The organism is Mycobacterium lehmannii (genome assembly GCF_001499925.1).
GTDB lineage: Bacteria > Actinomycetota > Actinomycetes > Mycobacteriales > Mycobacteriaceae > Mycobacterium > Mycobacterium lehmannii.
The window spans coordinates 247,081-270,680 of the sequence record NZ_LQIR01000012.1; the positions used below are offsets into that span (position 1 = coordinate 247,081).

General features: G+C 66.7%; 23 protein-coding genes. 18 read left to right on the top strand and 5 right to left on the bottom strand.

Annotated elements, in window-relative coordinates; translation table 11 throughout:
* The first annotated feature begins 87 nt into the window (after window positions 1-87).
* On the top strand, window positions 88-258 hold the full coding sequence (locus AU192_RS25665; RefSeq protein ID WP_164673994.1) for a hypothetical protein: 171 nt from the start codon (window positions 88-90) through the stop codon (window positions 256-258).
* Here the strand turns inward: AU192_RS25665 and AU192_RS09190 are convergent.
* Together AU192_RS09190 and AU192_RS09195 are read right to left on the bottom strand one after the other, a co-directional pair.
* Window positions 255-1,847 (bottom strand): MFS transporter, encoded by a 1,593-nt coding sequence (locus tag AU192_RS09190; RefSeq protein WP_242656921.1) that lies wholly within the window; start codon window positions 1,845-1,847, stop codon window positions 255-257. The two genes, AU192_RS25665 and AU192_RS09190, sit on opposite strands and share 4 nt — an antisense overlap.
* Window positions 1,847-2,548, bottom strand: coding sequence for an LppX_LprAFG lipoprotein (locus tag AU192_RS09195; RefSeq protein WP_064395461.1), 702 nt, complete (start codon window positions 2,546-2,548; stop codon window positions 1,847-1,849). Before AU192_RS09195 ends, AU192_RS09190 begins: the two co-directional genes overlap by 1 nt.
* A gap of 103 nt (window positions 2,549-2,651) precedes the next feature.
* Between AU192_RS09195 and AU192_RS09200 the strand changes: the two genes are divergently transcribed.
* Window positions 2,652-3,251: a riboflavin synthase gene (locus AU192_RS09200; RefSeq protein WP_064395462.1), complete on the top strand. Its 600-nt coding sequence runs from the start codon at window positions 2,652-2,654 to the stop codon at window positions 3,249-3,251.
* A gap of 34 nt (window positions 3,252-3,285) precedes the next feature.
* Here AU192_RS09200 and AU192_RS09205 read toward each other — a convergent pair whose 3' ends face one another.
* The gene (locus AU192_RS09205) at window positions 3,286-3,612 is read right to left on the bottom strand and encodes a hypothetical protein (RefSeq protein WP_133148017.1); all 327 of its coding nucleotides are present in this window, start codon (window positions 3,610-3,612) and stop codon (window positions 3,286-3,288) included.
* 179 nt (window positions 3,613-3,791) lie between these two features.
* Between AU192_RS09205 and AU192_RS09210 the strand changes: the two genes are divergently transcribed.
* The 3 genes from AU192_RS09210 to AU192_RS09220 are packed head-to-tail and all read left to right on the top strand — an operon-like array spanning window position 3,792 to window position 6,033.
* Window positions 3,792-5,111 carry a bifunctional 3,4-dihydroxy-2-butanone-4-phosphate synthase/GTP cyclohydrolase II gene (locus AU192_RS09210; RefSeq protein ID WP_064395633.1) on the top strand — a complete coding sequence of 440 codons (1,320 nt, stop codon included), beginning with the start codon at window positions 3,792-3,794 and terminating at the stop codon, window positions 5,109-5,111.
* Window positions 5,108-5,587 (top strand): 6,7-dimethyl-8-ribityllumazine synthase, encoded by a 480-nt coding sequence (ribH, locus tag AU192_RS09215; protein ID WP_064395464.1) that lies wholly within the window; start codon window positions 5,108-5,110, stop codon window positions 5,585-5,587. Before AU192_RS09210 ends, ribH begins: the two co-directional genes overlap by 4 nt.
* Window positions 5,584-6,033 carry a PH domain-containing protein gene (locus AU192_RS09220; RefSeq protein ID WP_064395465.1) on the top strand — a complete coding sequence of 150 codons (450 nt, stop codon included), beginning with the start codon at window positions 5,584-5,586 and terminating at the stop codon, window positions 6,031-6,033. The genes ribH and AU192_RS09220 overlap by 4 nt, the downstream gene beginning before the upstream one ends.
* Here AU192_RS09220 and AU192_RS09225 read toward each other — a convergent pair.
* Both AU192_RS09225 and AU192_RS09230 read right to left on the bottom strand, forming a co-directional pair.
* Window positions 6,020-6,487 (bottom strand): GNAT family N-acetyltransferase, encoded by a 468-nt coding sequence (locus tag AU192_RS09225; protein ID WP_064395466.1) that lies wholly within the window; start codon window positions 6,485-6,487, stop codon window positions 6,020-6,022. The two genes, AU192_RS09220 and AU192_RS09225, sit on opposite strands and share 14 nt — an antisense overlap.
* Entirely contained in the window at window positions 6,484-8,445 is a 1,962-nt protein-coding gene (locus tag AU192_RS09230; RefSeq protein ID WP_174523674.1) for a gamma-glutamyltransferase family protein, read from the bottom strand. Before AU192_RS09230 ends, AU192_RS09225 begins: the two co-directional genes overlap by 4 nt.
* Before the next feature lie 53 nt (window positions 8,446-8,498).
* Between AU192_RS09230 and uvrC the strand changes: the two genes are divergently transcribed.
* The 13 genes from uvrC (at window position 8,499) to AU192_RS09295 (ending at window position 23,600) form a co-directional block, all read left to right on the top strand.
* Complete coding sequence (uvrC, locus tag AU192_RS09235) at window positions 8,499-10,493, top strand: excinuclease ABC subunit UvrC (protein WP_064395467.1); 1,995 nt, start codon at window positions 8,499-8,501, stop codon at window positions 10,491-10,493.
* Window positions 10,494-10,504: 11 nt separating this feature from the next.
* Entirely contained in the window at window positions 10,505-11,404 is a 900-nt protein-coding gene (gene rapZ, locus AU192_RS09240) for an RNase adapter RapZ (RefSeq protein WP_198957181.1), read from the top strand.
* The gene (gene yvcK / locus AU192_RS09245) at window positions 11,401-12,438 is read left to right on the top strand and encodes a uridine diphosphate-N-acetylglucosamine-binding protein YvcK (RefSeq protein ID WP_064395469.1); all 1,038 of its coding nucleotides are present in this window, start codon (window positions 11,401-11,403) and stop codon (window positions 12,436-12,438) included. Before rapZ ends, yvcK begins: the two co-directional genes overlap by 4 nt.
* Entirely contained in the window at window positions 12,435-13,412 is a 978-nt protein-coding gene (gene whiA / locus AU192_RS09250) for a DNA-binding protein WhiA (RefSeq protein WP_094286752.1), read from the top strand. Before yvcK ends, whiA begins: the two co-directional genes overlap by 4 nt.
* 105 nt (window positions 13,413-13,517) lie before the next feature.
* Window positions 13,518-14,228: an ABC transporter substrate-binding protein gene (locus AU192_RS09255; protein WP_064395635.1), complete on the top strand. Its 711-nt coding sequence runs from the start codon at window positions 13,518-13,520 to the stop codon at window positions 14,226-14,228.
* Window positions 14,229-14,306: 78 nt separating this feature from the next.
* Entirely contained in the window at window positions 14,307-15,326 is a 1,020-nt protein-coding gene (gap, locus tag AU192_RS09260; RefSeq protein ID WP_064395471.1) for a type I glyceraldehyde-3-phosphate dehydrogenase, read from the top strand.
* Window positions 15,327-15,330: 4 nt separating this feature from the next.
* Complete coding sequence (locus tag AU192_RS09265; RefSeq protein WP_064395472.1) at window positions 15,331-16,569, top strand: phosphoglycerate kinase; 1,239 nt, start codon at window positions 15,331-15,333, stop codon at window positions 16,567-16,569.
* 14 nt (window positions 16,570-16,583) lie between these two features.
* Window positions 16,584-17,369 (top strand): triose-phosphate isomerase, encoded by a 786-nt coding sequence (gene tpiA / locus AU192_RS09270; protein ID WP_064395473.1) that lies wholly within the window; start codon window positions 16,584-16,586, stop codon window positions 17,367-17,369.
* 46 nt (window positions 17,370-17,415) lie between these two features.
* Window positions 17,416-17,649, top strand: coding sequence for a preprotein translocase subunit SecG (secG, locus tag AU192_RS09275; protein WP_064395474.1), 234 nt, complete (start codon window positions 17,416-17,418; stop codon window positions 17,647-17,649).
* A gap of 51 nt (window positions 17,650-17,700) precedes the next feature.
* Window positions 17,701-20,499, top strand: a complete 2,799-nt coding sequence (gene ppc / locus AU192_RS09280) for a phosphoenolpyruvate carboxylase (protein ID WP_064395475.1) — start codon at window positions 17,701-17,703, stop codon at window positions 20,497-20,499.
* A 103-nt stretch (window positions 20,500-20,602) separates the two neighbouring features.
* The gene (locus AU192_RS09285) at window positions 20,603-21,826 is read left to right on the top strand and encodes a DUF1214 domain-containing protein (RefSeq protein WP_423202679.1); all 1,224 of its coding nucleotides are present in this window, start codon (window positions 20,603-20,605) and stop codon (window positions 21,824-21,826) included.
* Window positions 21,823-22,968: a sulfotransferase family protein gene (locus tag AU192_RS09290; RefSeq protein ID WP_064395476.1), complete on the top strand. Its 1,146-nt coding sequence runs from the start codon at window positions 21,823-21,825 to the stop codon at window positions 22,966-22,968. The genes AU192_RS09285 and AU192_RS09290 overlap by 4 nt, the downstream gene beginning before the upstream one ends.
* Window positions 22,968-23,600 carry a TetR/AcrR family transcriptional regulator gene (locus AU192_RS09295; protein ID WP_064395477.1) on the top strand — a complete coding sequence of 211 codons (633 nt, stop codon included), beginning with the start codon at window positions 22,968-22,970 and terminating at the stop codon, window positions 23,598-23,600. The genes AU192_RS09290 and AU192_RS09295 overlap by 1 nt, the downstream gene beginning before the upstream one ends.

Genomic DNA, 23,600 nt, shown 5'->3' on the forward strand with positions numbered 1-23,600 from the left:
ACCAGAGTGGGCCGCGTACGGCCCGCCGTAATCGCGCTTTCACCGACGATTTGCGCGCTGGTGAGCACGAACAAAGGACGACGACCCATGACTGCACTGCAGGACTGGCTCAGCTATCGCCCGATGCACCCCCGAACCCTCAAGGCGTTGATCTGCGGCACCTTCCGGGCTCAGCCCGACCAGGCTGTCGCAGAGGAGGCCGCACCGGTCAAGCCGGCCGAGCCGATGCTGCTGCGCCCCGGCCTCGAGCGCTGCTAGGCGCCGTCGCCGCGATCGACGGGCGTTTCCCCGACCAATTCCGCCGGTTCGTCGGCGTGCTCCTGCTTGCCGCCGATGAGCAGGCCCAAAAGGGCGCCGACGACGCAGACCACGACCGTGACGAGGAAGATGTCGCCGTACTGCAGCACGTAGGCCTCGCGGTAGCGGGTCGCTTCGGCGGCCAGTCGTTCGGCGAGGGTGTCGGCCCCGGCCGGGAACGGCAGCGTCTGCAGGTGCTGGTTGAGCCGGTAGAGGCCCCACGCGGTTAGCGCGGCCAGGCCGATCAGCATGCCGATCATCCGGGCCACCACCACGGCCGCCGACGCGATGCCGTGCTGGGCGGCGGGAACCACGCGTAGCGTCGCCGACGTCAACGGCCCGATCACCAAGCCAAGGCCGAGACCGGCGATCGCGAGGTCAGTGTCGAGCACCGGCAGGGTGATGAACCCGAGGTCGTGGTGGGTGCTCAGCACGTCGGTGCCCCACATCGAGATCAGGTAATAACCGCCTCCGGCGATCATCAGGCCGACGAAGGCCACCAGTCGGTCGCCGATGCGGGTCGCGACCCACCCGCCGATCACGGCGCCGATGGGTAGCGCAATCAGGAAGCGCAGCAGCAGAAGGACGGCGTCGGTCTGGTTCTTGCCGAGCACGCCCTGCCCGAACAGTTCCACGTTGACCAGCGTCACCATCAGCGCCGCGCCCGCGCACAGGGACGCGCCCAGCGCAGCGAGGAACGGCCGGAAATGCACGCCGGCGGGTTCGATCAGGCGTGTGCGGGAGTACCTCTCCCAGACGAAGAAGGCCACGACGGCCACCAGTGCGGCCAAAAGCACCGGAAGCCCGTAACTGGGCAGGATCTTGCGGCCGTCCGGTGCCGGGTTGTAGAGCCCGATCACCGCCAGGCCGAGCGCGACGGCCAGCAGGACTCCGCCGACGACGTCCACCCGTTCAGGGTTCTCGGGTTTGAGGCGCGAGGGCAGGCTGAAGTGAATCAGCACCATGGCGACGGCGGCCAGCGGCAGGTTGATCCAGAAGACGTCGCGCCAGGTGTTCAGCACCGCCACCACGGCGATGCCGTACAGCGGCCCCAGCACACTGCCCAACTCCTGCGCGGCGCCGATCCCGCCGAGCACCGTGGCGCGGTTGCGGCTGGCCCACAGGTCGGCGGCCAGCGCCAGCGTGACCGGCAGAAGCGCACCGCTGGCGACACCCTGGATCGTGCGACCGATCACCATGGGAACCAGGTCGTTCGACATAGCGGTGACGACTGATCCGACCGCGAAGCCGGCCAGGCTCACCTGAAGGATGAATTTGCGGCCGAACCGGTCCGAGGCGCGGCCCAGCAGCGGCATCGCGGCGATGTAACCGAGCAGGTAGCAGGTGATGATCGGGGTCACCCGCTGCAGCTGGTTTATCGGGATGCCGAGATCGATGATGATGTCGGTGATGATCGCGACCACGACATAGGTGTCGAGCGCACCGAGCAGTACCGCGAGGCTGCCCGCGCTGATCGCGATCCGGCGGCGGTTCGGCGTCGTCGCCGCCAGAGCCGCTTCGTGGCTGGTGGCCTGCGCTGGAACCGCCATCAGGCCGCCGGCTTGGTGACCGTCACCGGCTTACCCCATTCCGACAGGGTCATCGTGAGGCTGGTGTCGGCGTCGATCTGCAGGCTGACCTGCTGGAGCTTGTGATCGCCGCCCTCCTCGATCCAAGCCGAACCGGGCACCGGGCCGGTGGCCTCGATCTGCGGAGCGATCTTGTTCACCGCGTCGGCGCTGACGTTTCCGTTGACGCGGACCGACTCGACTCCGTTGATCGTCTCGCGGCTCTCGGCCTTGGGGTCGGCGTAATTGCGCAACGCGTTGGCCAGGCCGGTTTCGGGGTTGAGCACGGCCGAGGCGTCGAAGATTTCAGCGGCCGGGCCGAAGTCCTGGAACCCGCTGCCTGCGCTCATCGCGGCATACAGGTTGCCGTCGGCGACCACGAACTCCACACCCTCGAGGCGCTGGCCCATGAACATGAGGTTGGCCTTGCCCTGCGCGGCGACCGCGGGAGCGTTGGTGAGGTCGGCCTCGAGCTGCTCGATCGGCAACTTCTCGATCGTGCCCTGCACCTGCAGCTTCAGGTGCACGCTGGTCTGCTTCTCGGTCGTTTCGCTGGACTGCTGCAGCAGGGTCGCGCCGTCGGGGAGGTCTTTCGTGGACTCCTCCGATGTGGAGGAGCAACCGGCCAGAAGGGCGATGACGGCAACGAGGGCGGCAAAGATCGTCAGGAGGCGCGTGGGCATGAGTGCATCGTAAAGGGTCCGAGCGCACCGACTCGGCGCGCGGGCGCTGCCAGGGCGAACAGGTCCACGCCGGAGGAGGCGGCGATCTCGATAGTCTGGCGAGGTGTTCACCGGAATCGTCGAAGAGGTCGGCGAGGTCGTCGCCAAGGAGGATCTCGGCGATTTCGCGCGGCTCGCCATCCGCGGGCCCCTCGTCACATCGGACGCCCGCCACGGGGACTCGATCGCGGTGAACGGCGTCTGCCTCACCGTGGTCGAGGTGCGCCCGGATGCGACGTTCACCACCGACGTGATCGGGGAGACGCTGAACCGGTCGAGCCTGGGCCGCCTCGCGGTGGGCGGCCGGGTCAACCTCGAGCGTGCGGCGGCGGTGAACAGCCGCCTCGGCGGGCACATCGTGCAGGGCCACGTCGACGGCACCGGCCACGTGATCGCGCGCACCCCGTCGGAACGCTGGGTCGTGGTGCGCATCGCGCTTCCGACCGCGCTGTCGCGGTATGTGGTGGAGAAGGGCTCCATCACCGTCGACGGTGTCTCGCTGACGGTGTCCGGGCTCGGACACGACTGGTTCGAGGTGTCGCTGATTCCCACGACGCTCGATCTCACGACGCTCGGCCGCGCCGAGGTCGGTACGCTGGTCAATCTCGAGGTGGACGTGATCGCCAAGTATGTCGAGCGGCTACTCGCTCCCCAAAGCGATTGAGCCGCCGCCACTTTGGAGCAGCGGTGGTCAACGTCTAGTAGCCGAGTGGCCCACGGAACTGCTGGATGATGGTGAAGAAGTCGCTAACCTGAGTCGCGGTCGGAACGAAATCGTTGAAGAACCGGTCGACCGCGCCCATCTGGTCGGGCGGGGCCACGTTTCGGGGCACGTACTGCTGCCACATTCCTTCGAGCACTCCCACTGCCGGGATGACGTCGGACGCGGTGGGGCCGGGTCCCGGAGGAGCAATGTCGCTCGGCTGGGCGGCCGCCGACGGTGCGACGGCAAGGAACAGACCGGAGGCGGCCACAGCGCACGCGGCGAAGAGCAGCCTTCCAGCGGTGAAACGTGACGCATTCATATGAGTCCCTTTGAGCGTGACCAGGAAACGTAGCGTAGACATCCGGCGACTCGGCCAAGGAGCAATCCCGAAAATACACAGAGGTTCCACAGAGCGCCGCCGACGGCGAAAGCAGGAGTAAATGCCCAGCTCAGCGGCCTGGCAATAAGTTTTGAACCCCGGTGGTTCATACTGATGTGGTGACGAGGCTTGACACTGTTGAGCGCGCGGTGGCAGATATCGCCGCGGGCAAGGCCGTCGTCGTGATCGACGATGAGGATCGCGAGAACGAGGGCGATCTCATCTTCGCCGCCGAAAAGGCGACGCCGGAGCTTGTTGCGTTCATGGTTCGCTACACCTCGGGCTACCTCTGCGTCCCGCTGGACGGCGCGATCTGCGACAAGCTGGGTCTGCTGCCGATGTATGCGGTGAACCAGGACAAGCACGGCACCGCCTACACCGTCACGGTGGATGCGAAGAACGGTGTGGGAACGGGTATCTCGGCTGCCGACCGGGCAACGACGATGCGGTTGCTCGCGGATCCGTCAAGCATCGCAGACGATTTCACGAAGCCGGGCCACGTCGTGCCACTGCGGGCGAAGGACGGAGGCGTGCTGCGCCGCCCCGGCCACACCGAGGCCGCCGTCGACCTGGCCCGCCTCGCCGGGTTGCAGCCGGCCGGCGCGATCTGCGAGATCGTCAGCCAGAAGGACGAAGGCTCGATGGCGCAGACCGACGAGCTGCGCATCTTCGCCGACGAACATGACCTCGCGCTGATCTCGATCGCCGACCTGATCGAGTGGCGGCGCAAGCACGAGAAGCACATCGAGCGCATCGCCGAGGCCCGGATACCAACCCGCCACGGCGAATTCCGCGCCGTCGGTTACACCAGCATCTACGACGACGTCGAGCATGTCGCGCTGGTCAAGGGTGATATCGCAGGCCCGACCAGCGACGGCCACGACGTGTTGGTGCGGGTGCACTCCGAATGCCTCACCGGTGACGTGTTCGGCTCTCGACGCTGCGACTGCGGACCCCAACTCGACGCGGCCATGGCGATGGTCGCCCGCGAAGGCCGCGGCATCGTGCTGTACATGCGCGGCCACGAAGGCCGCGGTATCGGCCTGATGCACAAGTTGCAGGCCTACCAACTGCAAGACGCCGGTGACGACACGGTCGACGCCAATCTCAAGCTCGGCCTGCCCGCCGACGCCCGCGACTACGGCATCGGAGCGCAGATCCTCGTCGACCTGGGCGTGCGATCGATGCGGCTGCTCACCAACAACCCGGCCAAGCGGGTCGGGCTCGACGGTTACGGGCTGCACATCATCGAACGCGTGCCGCTGCCGGTGCGGGCGAACAAGGAGAACATTCGCTACCTGATGACCAAGCGGGACCGGATGGGCCACGACCTGAGCGGTCTGGACGCCTATCACGAGGCCACCACCATGGCCGACTACGACGAGGGCGTATACCTGCTCGGTGACCGCCGGCCGACCGATCTCGGTGGAGCCCTGTGAGTGGTACAGGCGTACCCGATCTTCCAGACATCGACGGATCGGGGCTCAAGCTAGCCGTCGTGGCGAGCACCTGGCACGAGACCATCTGCGACGCACTGCTCGACGGGGCACTCAAAGTGGCTGCCGGCGCGGGGATCGACAATCCCACGGTGGTGCGGGTACTGGGCGCCATTGAGATTCCCGTTGTGGCACAGGCGCTGGCGGCCGACCATGACGCGGTCGTGGCGCTGGGCGTGGTGATCCGCGGGGAGACACCGCATTTCGACTATGTGTGTGACGCGGTGACGCAGGGCCTGACCCGGGTGTCGCTGGATGCGTCGACACCGGTGGCCAACGGCGTGCTGACGACCAACAGCGAGCAGCAGGCCCTCGACCGGGCCGGGCTCCCGTCGTCGTCTGAGGACAAAGGCGCGCAGGCGGCGGCGGCCGCGTTGTCGACCGCGCTGACGTTGCGCGACATTCGTTCGCGCTCATGACCGGCTGGGATGTCGAGATACGCCCGCACCTGGCACCGTATTTCGCTTACGGAGCCGCAGCGCTGATCCTCGCCGCGCATGTGACGGTCGGCGCATTGTTGAAGATCAGCTCGACCGGGGTGATCTTTCGGACCGCCGACCAGGTGGCGATCGCGCTGCTCGGCGTCGTCATTGCCGGGGTGGTCTTGATGTTCGCCCGGCCCCGGCTTCGAGTCGGCGCAGCCGGTGTGAGCGTGCGGAACCTCGTCAACGACAAGACGATTCCGTGGTCCGACGTGGTCGACATCTCTTTCCCGAGGGGCGCGCGGTGGGCGCGCGTGGACCTGCCCGACGACGAGTACATTCCGATCATGGCGATCCAGGCCGTCGACAAGGGACGCGCCATCGACGCGATGGACCGCGTCCGCGACGTCCTCGAGCGTTACAAGGGCCTCAACTCACGCTGAGCGACATCGCGAGTTCGTCGCGCTCGGAGGTGGTTTGGTCCTCGGCGACGGTGAACCCGATGCTCTCGTACACCTGACGCGCCGCCGCGTTGTCGATCGCCACCCGTAAGCGGACCGTGTGCACGTTGCTGGTGCGCGCCCAGTCGAGAGCCGCGGCGACCAGTTGCCGCGCCAGGCCCCGACCCCGTGCCGCGGGTTCCAGCCACAGCGAGTACAGATACACGGTCTCGTTGTTCTCCTGCTGCGCCCCGATCATTCCGACGGGACGGTCACCGTCGAGCGCGACGAACTGCGCATGGTCGCGCAGCCGCCGCCACCACTGCGCTGCGGTGAAGGCCGCCTCGTCCCGGTAGCTTGGATCCTTCTCACCCAGCGAGTCGGCCAGCGCCCTCAACCGGATGGCAGCGAATGTCTGCCAGTCGATTTCGCCGATCCGGGCCACACATTCGGTCATCGGGTGTCGCCCATGACCAACCCTTCCCGGCGCGGATCCGCCCCGCCGATGAGGCCTGTGCTGTCTCGGGTGATCGCCGACAGGCCGCTCGACTGGTCGGCCAGATCCACCTGATGGCCGAGTGCCCGCAACCCCTGCACGAGCGGGTCGTGACCGCCGTTATCGGAGGTGTCGATGATCGGATGCTCACCGCCGACATTGGTCTTCGGGGTGTTCGCCGCGCCGAAGTCGACCATCGACACCGCCTGCTGCGGGTCGAGCCCCCAATCCAACATTCCCACAATGGTTTTCGCCACAAACTGGATGATCACCGCACCGCCGGGCGAACCCAGGACCGCATAGAGGCGTCCGCGCTCGCCGGCCCGGCCCTGTGCCTGGTCGAAGATCAGGGTCGGCGCCATCGTGCTGCGCGGTCGCTTGCCGGGCTGGACCCGGTTCGCCACGGGCGCCCCGTCGGGGCCGGCCGGCTCGGCCGAGAAGTCCGTGAGCTGGTTGTTGAGGAGGAACCCGTCGACCATGTGGAACGAGCCGAACGCCGACTCGACCGTGGTGGTCAACGACGCGGCGTTGCCCTGCGGGTCGACGATGCTGACCTGGCTGGTGCCGTGCTCGGGGACGGGCGGGCCGGGGCTGGTAGGCGGTCCGAACTCGCCGGGTTTCGCGGTGCCCATGCTGTGCTGCTCGGAGATCAGCGCGGCCCGACCGGCGAGGTAGTCACTGCCGAGCAGCGTGTCGGGTGAGCCGCCCGGCAGCGGCACGAAATCGGTGTCGGCGACGTACTTGTCGCGGTCGGCGTACGCCAGTCGTTCCGCCTCGGATATCAGGTGTACGCCCATGACCGACGGTCGGCCGCCGTTGAGGTCGACGTCGCTGGGCTTGTGATCGGCCATCGGGAAGTGTTCGAGAATGCCGAGAGTCGCCAGCACGGCGATGCCGCCTGACGACGGCGGTGGCATCCCGCAGATCTCCCGTCCGCGGTACGGCCTGCACAGCGGTTCGCGTTCCTTGACCGAGTAGTTGGCGAGGTCTTCGACGGTCATCAGGCTCGGCGTCCGGCCCCCGGAGGCGTCGGCCGCTGCGGCGACGATGTCGCGGGCGATGGCGCCGGTGTAGAACGCCTGAGGGTCGGTGGCGATGACGCCCAACGTCTTCGAGTACGCCGGGTTGGTCAGCCGGGTGCCCTCCGTCTTGGGGCTGCCGTCGCCGTTGAGGAAGTATTCGGCCGCTTGGCGGTCGAGCTTGAGCTCGGGGGCCGCGTCATCGATGGCCGCGGCCAGCCTCGGGCTGATGTCGAAGCCGTCGTCGGCCATCCGGACTGCGGGAGCGAACAGGTCGCGCCAGCCCGTCTTGCCGTGATCGGCGTGCACCTCGGTGAGCATCCGCACGATGCCGGGCACACCGATCGAACGCCCCGAGGCCCTGGCGTCCGGTTTGGGCTCCGTCCGGTCGGTTTCGGAAACCCAGCGCAGATAGTTCTCCGTGGCCGCAGCGGGCGCGGTTTCGCGGCCGTCGTAGGCCTGGACCTCACCGGCGGCCGCATCGAAATAGAGCAGGAAGCCGCCGCCGCCGAGGCCCGACGCCTGCGGCTCGACGAGGCCGAGCACGGCCTGCGCGGTGACGAGTGCGTCCGCCGCGGTGCCGCCGTCGCGGAGCACCTCGCACGCGGCCTGCGTGGCCAGCGGATTAGCGGTGACCACCGAGAAGCTGCTGGTTCGCACCGGCGTCATGTCGGTGCGGTAACCCGTGGCCACCTCGGGATTGGTGGAGATGTCGCGGGACGTCGGCGGCCCGGGAGAGGGTCCGGCGGTGGTCTTGACCACCGGGGTGCCGTTCTCGACGATCGCGCACGGTCCGGCGGCCTCAGACTCGGTGCTGCTGTCGTCGCTCGAGCAGCCGGCGAGCACCAGCACCAACCCGGTCAGCGGGGCCATCACCTTGGTCAGCGAGGAGATCCGCATCACCCGACGGTAGTGGATCGGGGCGGTCGGAACGCGGCAGTAACCTGGATTGCGTGCCTGATCCTTCGACGTACCGACCCGCCCCAGGGTCGATTCCCGTCGAACCGGGCGTCTACCGATTCCGCGACCCACACGGCAGGGTGATCTACGTCGGCAAGGCGAAGAGCCTGCGCAGCCGACTGAACTCCTACTTCGCCGACGTCGCGAGCCTGGCGCCACGCACACGTCAGATGGTGATGGCTGCGGGCAGCGTCGAGTGGACGGTGGTCAACACCGAAGTCGAGGCGCTGCAGCTCGAATACAACTGGATCAAGGAGTTCGATCCGCGGTTCAACATCAGGTATCGAGACGACAAGTCGTACCCGGTGCTCGCGGTCACACTCAACGAGGAGTATCCGCGGCTGATGGTGTACCGCGGGGCCCGGCGCAAGGGCGTCCGGTACTTCGGACCCTATTCGCATGCGTGGGCGATCCGCGAAACCCTCGACCTGCTGACGCGGGTGTTTCCGGCGCGCACATGCTCTAACGGAGTGTTCAAGCGCCACAGGCAAATCGATCGGCCCTGCCTGCTCGGCTATATCGACAAGTGTTCGGCCCCCTGCATCGGTCGGGTGAGCGCCGAAGAGCACCGCCAGATCGTTCTCGATTTCTGCGACTTCCTCGCCGGTAAGACCGATCGGTTGGTCCGCGAGCTCGAACACCAGATGAACGAGGCCGCCGAGGAACTGGATTTCGAGAGGGCCGCACGCCTGCGCGACGACATCGGCGCTTTGAAACGGGCGCTGGAGAAACAGGCGGTGGTGTTCGGCGACGGCACCGATGCCGACGTGGTGGCATTCGCCGACGACGAACTCGAAGCGGCCGTGCAGGTTTTCCACGTCCGCGGGGGCCGGGTGCGCGGCCAGCGCGGTTGGATCGTGGAAAAGTCCGGTGAGCCGGGAGAATCGAGCCAGGAACGTTTGGTGGAGCAGTTCCTGACCCAGTTCTACGGCGATCAGGCCGAATTGGGCGGCGCCAGTGACAGCGGCGGGGACGAGGCGACCAATCCCGTGCCGCGTCAGGTGCTGGTTCCGTGCCTGCCGAGCAACTCCGACGAATTGGCCGCTTGGCTCAGCCAGTTGCGGGGCTCTCGGGTGTCGTTGCGCGTGCCGCAGCGGGGCGACAAGCGCGCCCTCGCCGAGACGGTCCGCCGCAATGCGCAGGATGCGCTCGCCCAGCACAAGCTCAGGCGTGCCGGTGACTTCACCGCGAGAACCGCTGCGCTGCAGAGTATTCAGGACGCGTTGGGGCTGGCCGAGGCGCCGTTGCGCATCGAGTGCGTCGACATCAGCCACGTGCAGGGCACCGATGTGGTGGCCTCGCTGGTGGTCTTCGAGGACGGCTTACCGCGCAAGTCCGATTACCGGCACTATGCAATCCGAGAGGCCGCGGGCGACGGCCGTGCCGACGATGTCGCCTCCATCGCCGAGGTGACAAGGCGCCGGTTCTACCGTCACCTGCACGACACCCAGCATCCGACAGAGCTTGCGCCGGAAGGAAAGTCACGCAGGTTCGCCTACCCACCCAACCTGTTCGTCGTCGATGGCGGTGCGCCACAGGTCAACGCCGCACAAGCGGTGCTCGACGAGCTGGGTATCACCGACGTCGCGGTGATCGGCTTGGCCAAGCGTCTGGAGGAGGTGTGGGTTCCGTCGGAGCCCGATCCGCTGATCATGCCGCGCAACAGTGAAGGACTGTACCTGCTGCAGCGTGTACGCGACGAGGCGCACCGGTTCGCGATCGCCTATCACCGCAGCAAGCGTTCCAAGCGGATGACCGCGTCGGCGCTTGACTCGGTTCGAGGACTCGGTGAGCATCGCCGGAAAGCACTGGTCACCCACTTCGGATCGGTGGCCCGACTGAAGGAGGCGTCGATCGAGGAGATCACCGCGGTACCCGGCATCGGCGTCGCCACCGCCCGTGCCGTGCTCGACGCGCTTGGCGTACCGCCCGAAAGCGACGCGCCCGAGTCGGCGGTCGACGATGATCAGAGCAAGGTATCGGGATGACGGACCAGGGAATGCACGAGGATCTTCGCGACGAGGCCAGCGCCGACTCCGGCATCGACGTGGTTCTGGTCACCGGCCTCTCGGGTGCGGGTAGGGGTACCGCGGCCAAGGTGCTCGAGGACCTGGGGTGGTACGTCGCCGACAACCTTCCGCCGGAGCTGATCGCGCAGATGGTCGAGTTGGGGCTGGCGGCCGGCTCACGCATCACCCAGCTGGCGGTGGTGATGGACGTGCGCTCACGCGGGTTCACCGGAGACCTGGACTGGGTGCGCAACGAGCTCGCGACCCGCAACATCGCGCCGCGGGTGTTGTTCCTGGACGCTTCGGACGAGAGCCTGGTGCGCCGCTACGAACAGAACCGCCGAAGTCACCCATTGCAGGGCAATCAGACTCTGGCAGAAGGCATTGCGGCCGAGCGCGCGCTGTTGGCCCCCGTCCGCGCGTCGGCCGATCTGGTGATCGACACCTCGACGCTTTCGGTGCCCGCGCTGCGCGAGAGCATCGAGCGCGCCTTCGGCGGCGAAACCATCGCCCACACGAACGTCACGGTCGAGTCCTTCGGCTACAAGTACGGGTTGCCGATGGATGCCGACACCGTGATGGACGTCCGGTTCCTGCCGAACCCGCACTGGGTGGACGACCTGCGCCCGCACAGCGGCCAGCATCCCGCGGTCCGCGACTATGTTCTCGGGCAACCGGGTGCAGGCGACTTCCTGGAGACCTATCATCGGCTGCTCGACGTAGTCATCGACGGATACCGTCGCGAGGGGAAGCGATATATGACCGTCGCCATCGGATGCACCGGCGGCAAACATCGGAGCGTGGCGATCGCCGAGGCACTGGCGGCGCGGCTGCAGGGCGGTGATGACCTGACGGTGCGGGTGTTGCACCGGGATCTGGGGCGCGAATGACTTCATCTGATTCGCGGCTCGCCGCGGCGCGGATCGTTGCGCTCGGTGGTGGGCACGGGCTCTATGCGACCCTGTCGGCGGCGCGCAGGCTGACGCCGCACGTGACGGCCATCGTCACGGTCGCCGACGACGGCGGCTCGTCGGGGCGACTGCGCAACGAGCTGGATGTCGTGCCGCCGGGTGATCTTCGAATGGCCTTGGCCGCTTTGGCATCTGACAGCCCGCACGGCCGACTGTGGGCGACGATCATTCAGCACCGGTTCGGTGGCAGCGGGGCGCTGGCCGGACATCCGATCGGCAACCTGCTGCTCGCGGGGCTCAGCGAGGTGTTGGCCGACCCGATCGCCGCACTCGACGAACTGGGCCGCATCCTCGGCGTGAAGGGGCGCGTGCTTCCGATGTGCCCGATGGGACTCGGCATCGAGGCCGACGTGGCCGGTCTGGAATCCGACCCGCGGATGAGCCGGGTCATTCGCGGACAGGTGGCGATCGCCACCACTGTCGGCAAAGTCCGTCGCGTACGGCTGCTGCCCGGGGATCCGCCCGCCACCCGACAGGCCGTGGACGCGATCATGGCGGCGGACCTGGTGGTGCTGGGCCCCGGCTCCTGGTTCACCAGCGTCATCCCGCATGTGCTGGTTCCGGAGCTCGCGGCCGCGCTGCAAGCGACCGCGGCTCGCAGGGCGCTGGTACTCAACCTGGTGGCCGAACCGGGGGAGACGGCCGGCTTCTCGGTCGAGCGACATATCCACGTGCTGTCGCAGCATGCGCCCGATTTCACCGTGCACGACATCATCGTCGACGCCAGCAGGGTGCCCAGTGAACGCGAGCGCGAGCAACTGCGTCGGACCGCGAACATTCTTCGTGCTCAAGTTCAGTTTGCTGAGGTGTCCAGACCTGGTACACCTTTACATGACCCGGCGCGCTTGGCCGCGGCATTGGAGAGTGTGCGTCTGCGCGGCGCCGCCGCTCCGGCGCCGGCAGTGCCCACGTCGACAGCGAATGGACCGAGAGGTGACGACCCGTGGCGATGACAGCCGAGGTCAAGGATGAGTTGAGTCGGCTGATCGTCAATTCGGTCAGTGCTCGGCGCGCCGAGGTGGCCTCCCTGCTGCGGTTCGCCGGCGGATTGCACATCGTTTCGGGGCGCGTGGTCGTCGAGGCGGAGGTCGATCTCGGCATCATCGCCCGGCGGCTGCGCAAGGACATTTACGACCTGTACGGCTACAACGCCACGGTGCACGTCGTATCGGCCAGCGGCATCCGCAAGAGCACCCGGTACGTGGTCCGGGTGGCCAAGGACGGCGAGGCGTTGGCCAGGCAGACCGGTCTGCTCGACCTGCGGGGCCGCCCCGTGCGCGGTCTGCCGGCCCAAGTGGTCGGCGGCAGCGTGGCCGATGCCGAAGCAGCCTGGCGCGGAGCATTTTTGGCACACGGATCGCTCACCGAACCGGGACGCTCGTCGGCGTTGGAAGTCAGCTGCCCGGGTCCTGAGGCGGCGCTGGCACTTGTCGGCGCCGCCCGCAGGTTGGGGGTGAGCGCGAAAGCACGCGAGGTTCGCGGCACCGACCGGGTGGTGGTGCGCGACGGCGAGGCGATCGGCGCGCTGTTGACGCGCATGGGTGCGCAGGACACCCGGCTGACATGGGAAGAGCGCAGGATGCGGCGCGAGGTGCGGGCGACGGCCAACCGGTTGGCCAACTTCGACGACGCCAACCTGCGGCGCTCGGCACGGGCGGCGGTCGCCGCGGCCGCCCGCGTGGAACGGGCGCTGGAGATCCTCGGCGATACGGTGCCCGACCATCTCGCCGCGGCGGGCAAGCTTCGGGTGGAACATCGGCAGGCGTCGCTGGAGGAGTTGGGCCGGCTCGCCGATCCTCCGATGACGAAAGACGCTGTGGCAGGCCGCATTCGGCGGTTGCTGTCCATGGCCGATCGTAAGGCAAAGCAGGACGGTATTCCCGACACCGAGTCGGCCGTCACCCCGGACTTGCTCGAAGACGCTTAGCCAGCCGACGGCTTCGATCTGAAAGCGCCTGTGCGGTAGTTGGATCCTGACTGCCGACTGCGCGCATTCCGTACGCGGTGCAACCGCAACAACTACGGTGAACCCATGGAGACACTGAGGGTCGGCGTGGCGATGCCCGACCCACCCTTCAACGGGATGCCCGACGACGGTGGACTCGACATCGACCTGATGTGCGCGCTCAGCGAGAAGATCGGCGCGACAGTCGAATTCGTACCCTACGACGGCGCTGACTTCGACGGCATCTTCGACGGCCTCGGCCCGAGCTACGACTGCGTCGCTGCCGGAACGACCGTCACGCCCCAGCGCGAGAAGAAGGCGACGTTCCTCCCGCCCTACGTGATCTCCGGTCAGGCGCTGGCCGTCGACACTCGCCGGCTGCCGCGTGTCACGTCCGTCGACGATCTCGAAGGCCTGACCATCGGCGTCCAGCGGGGCAACACCAGCCGGCCGATCGCCGAGCGACTCGTCGCCGATGGCAAGGCCGGTGCCGTCCGCGTCTATGAGTACACCGCGATTCGCGACGCGTTGAGCGACCTCTCGACGGGTGGCTGTGATGCCGTGATGAAGCTTGCGCCGGTGCTGACCGAACTGGTCAAGCCGGTCCCTGGCGTCGAGGTCGTCCAGCGCGGCATCACGGTCGAGGACATTGCGATTGCCGTTCCGCGCAGTGACCAGGTGCTTCTCGGTCGGCTAACAGTCGCGCAAGCCGAGTTGGAGGCCGACGGCACGCTGCAACGGATCCGCCGTAAATGGCTCGGCAACCCCTATGCCGACCAGCGCCTGACCGCGCACTGACCAGGTGACGCGTGGCCGCTATCACACGACTAGGCTGGCGGCCGAGCACTACACGTTGAGGCGATCAAGGGAGAAACAGTGACCATCCGGGTAGGCGTGAACGGCTTCGGCCGCATCGGACGCAACTTCTTCCGCGCGCTGGACGCGCAGAAGCACGAAGGCAGGAACTCCGACATCGAGATCGTCGCTGTCAACGACCTCACCGACAACGAGACCCTCGCGCACCTGCTGAAGTTCGATTCGATCCTGGGCCGGCTGCCCGAAGACGTAGAGGTCGACGGCGAGGACATCATCATCGGCGGGCACAAGCTGAAGGGACTGTCGATCAAGGAGGGCCCGTCGGCCCTCCCGTGGGGCGATCTCGGGGTCGACGTGGTGGTCGAGTCCACCGGTATCTTCACCGACGCTGCAAAGGCCAAGGGCCACCTGGACGCCGGCGCCAAGAAGGTCATCATCTCCGCACCGGCCAAGGGCGAGGACCTGACGGTCGTGCTCGGCGTCAACGACGACAAGTACGACGGCAGCCAGAACATCATCTCCAACGCCTCGTGCACCACGAACTGCCTGGGCCCGCTGGCCAAGGTCCTCAACGACGAATTCGGCATCGTCAAGGGCCTGATGACGACCATTCACGCCTACACCCAGGACCAGAACCTGCAGGACGGTCCGCACAAGGATCTGCGTCGTGCCCGCGCCGCCGCGGTCAACATCGTGCCGACCTCCACCGGCGCCGCCAAGGCCATCGGTCTGGTGCTGCCGGAACTGAAGGGCAAGCTCGACGGGTACGCGCTGCGGGTGCCGATCCCTACCGGTTCGGTCACCGACCTGACCGCGGAGCTGAGCAAGTCGGCCACCGTCGACGAGATCAACGCCGCGTTCAAGGCCGCCGCCGACGGACCGCTCAAGGGCATCCTCAAGTACTACGACGCCCCGATTGTGTCCAGCGACATCGTCACCGACCCGCACAGCTCGCTGTTCGACTCCGGGCTGACCAAGGTGATCGACAACCAGGCCAAGGTGGTGTCCTGGTACGACAACGAGTGGGGCTACGCCAACCGGTGCGTGGACCTCGTCGCACTTGTCGGCAAGTCGCTGTAACGCCGTGGCCTCGTCTTCCATCAAGACTCTGGAAGACCTTCTCGGTGAAGGTGTTTCGGATCGGGGAGTGCTCGTCCGCTCGGACCTCAACGTTCCGCTCGACGATGACGGCAACATCACCGACCCGGGTCGCATCACCGCGTCGGTGCCCACGCTGAAGGCGCTCTCCGATGCCGGCGCCAAGGTGATCGTCACCGCGCATCTCGGTCGACCCAAGGGCGGACCCGACCCGAAGCTGTCACTGGCTCCGGTCGCCAAGGCGTTGGGCGAGCAACTCGGCCGCCACGTGCAACTGGCCGGTGACGTCGTGGGTACCGACGCACTGGCCCGTGCCGAAGGGTTGACCGACGGCGACATCCTGCTGCTGGAGAACATCCGCTTCGACCCCCGCGAGACCAGCAAGGACGATGGCGAACGGATGGCGTTGGCCCGGCAACTCGCCGAACTCGTCAGCGGCGCAGACGGTTCGCCGGGGGCTTTCGTCTCCGACGGTTTCGGGGTGGTGCACCGCAAGCAGGCGTCGGTGTACGACGTCGCGACCCTGCTGCCGCACTATGCGGGCACCCTGGTGGCCGCGGAGGTCAAGGTGCTCGAGCAGCTCACCACCTCCACCGACCGGCCCTACGCCGTCGTGCTCGGCGGGTCCAAGGTGTCGGACAAACTGGCGGTCATCGAGTCGCTCGCGGAGAAGGCCGACAGCCTGATCATCGGCGGCGGTATGTGTTTCACCTTCCTTGCCTCACAAGGTGTTTCGGTAGGCACCTCGCTGCTGGAGGAAGGCATGATCGACACGTGCCGCAAGCTGCTCGACACCTACGCCGACGTGATCCACGTGCCGGTCGACATCGTGGTGGCCGACAAGTTCGCAGCCGATGCGACGGCCGAGATCGTCGCCGCGGACAAGATTCCGGCCGACAAGATGGGCCTGGACATCGGTCCCGGCTCGGTCGAACGGTTCACCACGCTGCTGTCGAACGCCAAGACCGTGTTCTGGAATGGGCCGATGGGCGTATTCGAGTTCCCGGCCTTCGCGGCGGGCACCAAGGGTGTCGCCGAAGCGATCATCGCGGCGACCGGGAAGGGCGGCTTCAGCGTGGTCGGCGGCGGCGATTCGGCTGCCGCGGTCCGTCAGCTCGGCCTGGACGAAGAGGGCTTCTCGCACATTTCCACCGGGGGCGGGGCCTCGCTGGAATACCTTGAAGGCAAGAAACTGCCCGGCATCGCTGTTTTAGAAGAAGAGTGAGAGGTCCTGGAATCGTGAGCCGCAAGCCGCTGATCGCCGGCAACTGGAAGATGAACCTCAACCACTTCGAAGCGATCGCGCTGGTGCAGAAGATCGCGTTCGCATTGCCTGCGAAGTACTTCGACAAGGTCGACGTGACGGTGATCCCACCATTCACCGACCTGCGCAGCGTGCAGACCCTGGTCGACGGCGACAAGCTACTGCTCACCTACGGCGCGCAGGATCTCTCCGAGCACGATTCCGGCGCCTACACCGGCGACATCAGCGGCGCGTTCCTGGCCAAGCTGGGATGCACCTTCGTCGTCGTCGGACACTCCGAGCGGCGCACCTACCACCACGAGGACGACGCCGTGGTGGCGGCCAAGGCGGCGGCCGCCTTCCGGCACGGGCTGGTGCCCATCATCTGCATCGGCGAGCAACTCGAAGTGCGCGAGGTGGGCAACCACGTCGAGCACAACGTCGAGTCGCTGCGCGGGTCGCTGGCGGGCCTTTCGAACGAACAGATCGGCCAGGCCGTGATCGCCTACGAGCCGGTGTGGGCCATCGGCACCGGACGGGTGGCCAGCGCCGCCGATGCCCAGGAGGTCTGCAAGGCGATCCGCGACGAGCTGGGCAAGCTGGCGACGCCGCAGGTGGCCGCCGGTGTTCGCGTGCTCTACGGCGGGTCGGTCAACGCCAAGAACGTCGGCGACATCGTCGCGCAGGAGGACATCGACGGCGCTCTGGTCGGTGGCGCCTCGCTCGACGGCGAGCAGTTCGCGACGCTGTCGGCCATCGCGGCCGGCGGTCCATTGCCCTGACCGTCCGATTGGTGAGCATCGCCGTCGATTAGGTAGTCTTGCGCCCATGGAATTGGCCCTGCAGATCACCCTGGTCGTGACCAGCCTCCTGGTCGTGCTCCTGGTGCTGCTGCATCGCGCCAAGGGCGGCGGTCTGTCCACGCTCTTCGGCGGCGGCGTCCAGTCCAGCCTGTCGGGGTCGACGGTGGTCGAGAAGAACCTGGACCGGCTGACGTTGTTCGTCACCGGCATCTGGCTTGTCTCGATCGTCGGCGTCGGGCTGCTGATCAAGTACAGCTGATTCCCAGCACCTCGCCGTGCGGGCCGACTGCGGCCCGTCGATACTTGAGTCATGTCTGAGATCGCCGGGCTCGAACCGATAGGCGCGGTCAGGCGGACCAAGGTGGGGCGTGACGCCACCGAGCCGATGCGCGAGGACATCCGCCTTCTCGGCGCGATACTCGGCGACACCGTGCGCGAGCAGAACGGCGACGAGGTTTTCGACCTCGTCGAGCGCGCCCGCGTCGAGTCGTTCCGGGTGCGCCGCTCCGAGATCGACCGTGCGGAACTGGCGGGGATGTTCGACGGCATCGACATCCGTCAGGCGATCCCGGTGATACGTGCTTTCACCCACTTCGCCCTATTGGCCAACGTCGCCGAGGACATTCACCGAGAACGTCGTCGGGCGATCCACGTCGAGGCGGGCGAGCCGCCGCAGAACAGCAGCCTTGCCGCCACCTACGCCAAACTCGACGCCGTCGACCTCGATTCTGGCACCGTCGCCGAAGCCCTCGCGGGCGCGATGGTTTCGCCAGTGATCACTGCGCATCCGACCGAGACGAGGCGCCGCACGGTCTTCGACACCCAACATCGCATCACCGAGCTGATGCGCTCACGCCTGCACGGGCGCAGCGATGCCGACGGTCGCGACATCGAGGTCGAACTGCGTCGCCACATCCTGACTTTGTGGCAGACCGCGCTGGTTCGGTTGTCGCGCTTGAAGATTCAGGACGAGATCGAGACAGGTCTGCGGTACTACCCGGCCGCATTCTTCGAAGTCATACCGCAGGTGAACGCCGACGTCCGCACTGAACTGCAGGCCCGTTGGCCCGATACCGGGCTGCTCGACGAGCCGATCGTGCGGCCCGGGTCGTGGATCGGCGGGGACCGGGACGGCAACCCGAACGTCACCGCCGACGTCGTCCGGCGCGCGACCGGCAGAGCCGCCTACACGGCACTGGACCACTACTTCACCGAGATCACCGCGCTGGAAGAGGAGCTGTCGATGTCCGCGCGGCTGGTGCGAATCAGCGACGGGCTCGAAGCGCTGGCCGCCCGATGCGAGGAACCCGCGCGGGCCGACGAGCCTTACCGGCGAGCGTTGCGCGTGATCCACTCCCGGCTGACGTCGACGGCGAAGGAGATTCTCGACGAGCAGCCCGAGCACGAACTCGATCTGGGGCTCGAGCGCTACGAGTCGCCCGCCGAGTTGCTCGCGGACTTGGATGTGGTCGATAACTCGCTGCGGAGCAACGGTAGCGCGGTCTTGGCCGACGACCGACTAGCCAGATTGCGGGAGGCGGTGCGCACGTTCGGGTTTCACCTCTGCGGCCTCGACATGCGGCAGAACTCCGATGTGCACGAGGAGGTCGTCGCCGAGCTGTTGGCGTGGGCGGGTGTGCACCAGGACTACGGCTCGCTGAGCGAGGAGGACCGGGTAGAGCTGCTCGCGGGTGAGCTGTCGACCCGTCGGCCGCTGGTCAAAGCCGGCGCGGAACTGTCCGAACTGGCCCGCAAAGAACTCGACATCGTCGCGGCGGCCGCGCGGGCGGTGCGGGTCTTCGGGTCTCGGGCGATTCCGAACTACATCATCTCGATGTGCGAGTCCGTGTCGGACATGTTGGAGGCGGCGATCCTGCTCAAAGAGGTCGGGCTGCTCGACGTCTCGGGGGAGAGGCCGTATGCCCCCGTCGGCGTGGTGCCGTTGTTCGAGACCATCGACGACCTGCAGCGTGGCTCGTCGATTCTCGAAGCGGCGCTGGATCTTCCGGTGTACCGGTCGATCGTGTCGGCGCGCAACGAGAGCCAGGAGGTGATGCTCGGCTACTCGGACTCCAACAAGGACGGCGGTTATCTCGCGGCCAACTGGGCGCTGTACCGAGCGGAGCTCGACCTGGTGGAGTCGGCGCGCAAGACCGGAATTCGGTTGCGCCTCTTTCACGGTCGCGGTGGCACCGTGGGTCGAGGCGGTGGGCCGAGCTATGACGCCATCTTGGCCCAGCCTCCTGGCGCAGTGAACGGATCGCTGCGCCTCACGGAGCAGGGTGAGGTGATCGCGGCGAAGTATGCCGAACCGCAGGCCGCGTACCGCAATCTCGAGACCCTTCTGGCCGCCACGTTGGAGGCCACGCTGCTCGATGTGGAAGGTCTCGGTGATGAGGCCGGCCCAGCCTACGAAGTGCTCGACGACCTGGCCGCACGCGCTCAGCGCGCTTACGCCGAATTGGTGCACGAGACACCGGGATTCGTGGACTACTTCAAGGCGTCGACGCCGGTGAGCGAGATCGGCGCGCTCAACATCGGTAGCCGGCCGTCGTCGCGCAAGCCGACGACGTCGATAGCGGACTTGCGGGCGATCCCGTGGGTGCTGGCGTGGAGCCAGTCGCGGGTGATGCTGCCCGGCTGGTATGGCACGGGCACGGCTTTCGAGGAGTGGATCGCCGAGGGGCCGCAGTCGGAGGAGGACCGCGTCGAGGTGTTGCGGGACCTGTACCGGCGGTGGCCGTTCTTCCGTACCGTGCTGTCGAACATGGCGCAGGTCATGGCCAAATCGGACCTGGGGTTGGCGGCCCGCTACTCCGAGCTGGTCGACGACGAGGAGTTGCGGCGGCGGGTGTTCGACAAGATCGCCGCCGAGCACGAGCGCACCATCCGGATGCACAAGCTCATCACCGATCAGGACGATCTGTTGGCCGACAATCCGGCGCTGGCCCGTTCGGTGTTCAACCGCTTCCCGTACCTGGAACCGCTGAACCATCTCCAGGTCGAGTTGCTGCGGCGCTACCGGTCCGGGGACGACGACGAACTGGTCCAGCGCGGGATCCTGCTGACGATGAGCGGGTTGGCAAGCGCCCTGCGCAACAGCGGCTGACACGGGTCAAGCGTTGACACTCCTGCCGTGAGGTGTCACAGTCGAAGCGTCTTAAGTGAAAACATGGTTTTCGTTTAAGCATGCGCGACGGTTGGAGAGACTCGTGGGCGACGCGAACCCGATGGCGTGGCTGCCGTTCTCCGTTGCCCAGTCTGGGCTGACCGGCCCGGGTAGCGACGTGGGTGAGCTGGCCCCGGCGTGGGGGCATCTGTTGGATCGCTTGAGGACCGCCGGCTCGATCGTCTCGTCCACCGACGTCAACCGAAACAACGTCGACTACGCATCCGGAATGCGCCACTTGTTGGTGCTGTTGGCCGTCGGCATCGACGAGGCGCTGCGGGCCGATCGTGATCCGGTGTTGGCGGTGACCCGCACAAGCACCGATGACGTGCTGACGTGGGGAATGGAGTGCCCGGACTGTCTCTACCTGCGAGCCACGCTGCGCAACGGCGAGACATACCGACTGTTCGGAAATCGGGGCACGGCACGGTATGTCGGCCTGCAGACCATGGACGGGATCGCGTCCACTTCCAATTGCCTGGTCGATGAGCTCGAACCGGACGCCGACGGAAATTTCGAAGTGGTGCTCTCGGCCGATGAACAACCGGGCAATTGGATCCGACTGGACGGCGACCATCCCACTCTGGTGGTGCGGCACTTCTTCTACGACTGGGAAACGGAGAAGCCCTCATCGCTGCAGATCGAGCGCATCGGCGATGAGGTCGAACCGAGGGACCGGCACGAAGCGACCGGCGTGGCCGTCGCACGCCAGATCCACGCGCTGGGGGACTTCGTCCACGACAACCTCAAATTCTTTCTCGACTTCAACGCGGGCCCGCCGGCCAACGGTTTCATGCCGCCGATCGACCGCTCCGATATCGGTGCGGCAGCGGAGAACCGCCCCGTCATCGGTCGCTACGAACTCGATCCCGACGAGGCATTGATCATGGAGGTCGAACCACCGCGCGGCGTGTACTGGAGTTACTCGCTGGGCAACCCGTGGTGGGAGACCATCCATTACGGTCGGCATCAGTCCAGCCTCAACGCCCACCAGGCGACGATCGACGCCGACGGGATTCTGCGAGTGGTCGTCAGCCCGCGCGATCCCGGCGTCGCCAATTGGCTTGACACGGCGGGGCACAGCAACGGGGCGATGATCTTGCGGTGTGTGCGCACGGAGACCGCACCGACCCCGGATGTACGAGTGGTCAAGTTCGCCGATGTCAGCTCCGAACTGCCTGCCGACACCGCGACCGTCAGTCCCGAGCAGCGTGCGGCCGTCATCGCGGCGCGGCGGCGTGCGGTCCACGAAAGGTTCTCCGCATGACCTTCATCGTGGATGAACTAGAGGAAGGCGCACGGGTGGCCACGGGCCTCGACGACTTCGGTTCGCCCTACTATCGCGAGGGTTTGGAGCGCACCGTCGACGCCCTGAACAATGAAGCGGACCTCAGCGAGATGGGAACCGTCATTCAGCACGCGACCATCAGCAACGCACTCATACAACGGTTGCGGATTGTCGAAACCTATCGGCAGCATCCCGAGATCGACGACGAGGTCGTCGGTGGCCCGGTGTTCGTCATCGGGTTACCGCGAACCGGAACGACGGCGCTGAGCCAACTGGTCGCCAGTGATCCGCAGTTCCGCTCGCTGCGGATGTGGGAGTCCCAGGCGTGCACTCCGCCACCGGAAGCGTCGTCTCAGCACGACGATCCGCGGATCGCCCAGGCGGCCGAGTCGATCGCCATGATGGACAGCATGTTTCCGCGCATGCGGACCATGATGAATTCGGAGCCGGAGGCTCCCACCGAATGCCAGGACCTGATGGGCATGAGCTTTCGCACCTTCCACTTCGACGGGGTGGTGCGGGCGCCCGGGTACCTCGCCTGGCTGATGCAGTGCGATATGCGCGAGACATACGCTTTCCACCGCCAGGTGCTCAAACTCCTGCAGTGGCATTGCCCGCCGACGTTATGGCACCTGAAGACGCCGGTGCACATGTTCTCGCTCGGTGCTCTTGTCGAGGCCTATCCGGAGGCGAAGTTCTTGTGGTGCCACCGCGATCCGGCGAAGGTGCTGGGCTCGGTGTGCAGCTTGATCCGGTACGTCCGCAGTTGGAGCAGCGATCGCGACGACCCGCATGAACTGGGCGCCGAGCAACTCCAGTGCTGGGTGGAAGCCGTAAGGCGCGCAATGAACTTCCGGAAGCGCTTCGGAGATGACCGGTTCACCGACGTGTCGTTCGCCGACTTGAACACCGACCCGATCGGCGCCCTCGAGAACAGTTACGACCGGCTGGATCTGACATTCACCGACGAAGCGCGCAGGCTTGTGCAGGAGTGGGCGGACGGCCACCGTCCCGGTGCGCGCGGCGAGCACACATACGAGCTCACCGACTACGGCTTGACTCCCGAGCAGGTGCACGAAGCCTTCGCCGACTACCTCGCGAGTTACGACGCCACCGCGTGATGGAAACGGTAGCCCGGCGGAGACGCAAGAAGATGGACCCCGATCCGGGCGTGCGCAACGCTCTGGTCCACGCGGCCACCGAGATTCTTCGCGAGGAGGGGATCGCGTCGGTCAACGTGGCCCGGGTACTCGAGCGGGCCGCGTTGAGCACACGTGCCTTCTACCGGCATTTCGGTTCCAAAGACGAACTGGTGTCTGCGGTGTTCCTGCAATTGGCGCGCACCGAGATGCGCAGGCTCACGCGGAAAATGGCCGCGGCGGCCGACCCGGTCGAAGCGGTAGCGGCATGGATCGACGGGCGCCTGGATCTGGCCTTCAATAAGGAGATCCGATCAGACTTGCGGCGAATGTCGCTCGAGGCGCAGACGCAGATGTCCTCGGCGCCAGAGTTGGTCGGCGATGCCTACGGTGAGATCCTCAAGCCCCTCGTCGAGCAGCTCGAGAAGGGAAGGGCCGCCGGGCTTTTCCCGGGTATCGATCCGGTGGCCGACGCATTGTCGATCCACGGCGCGATCTGGGCGAGCGTCGAACGCCAATGGACGACCGGCTTTGGCGATCAACACGCGGTGCGCGAACACGTCATCCGCTTCTGCATGCGCGGACTCGGCGTAGCAGAACCCACGCGAAGGTGA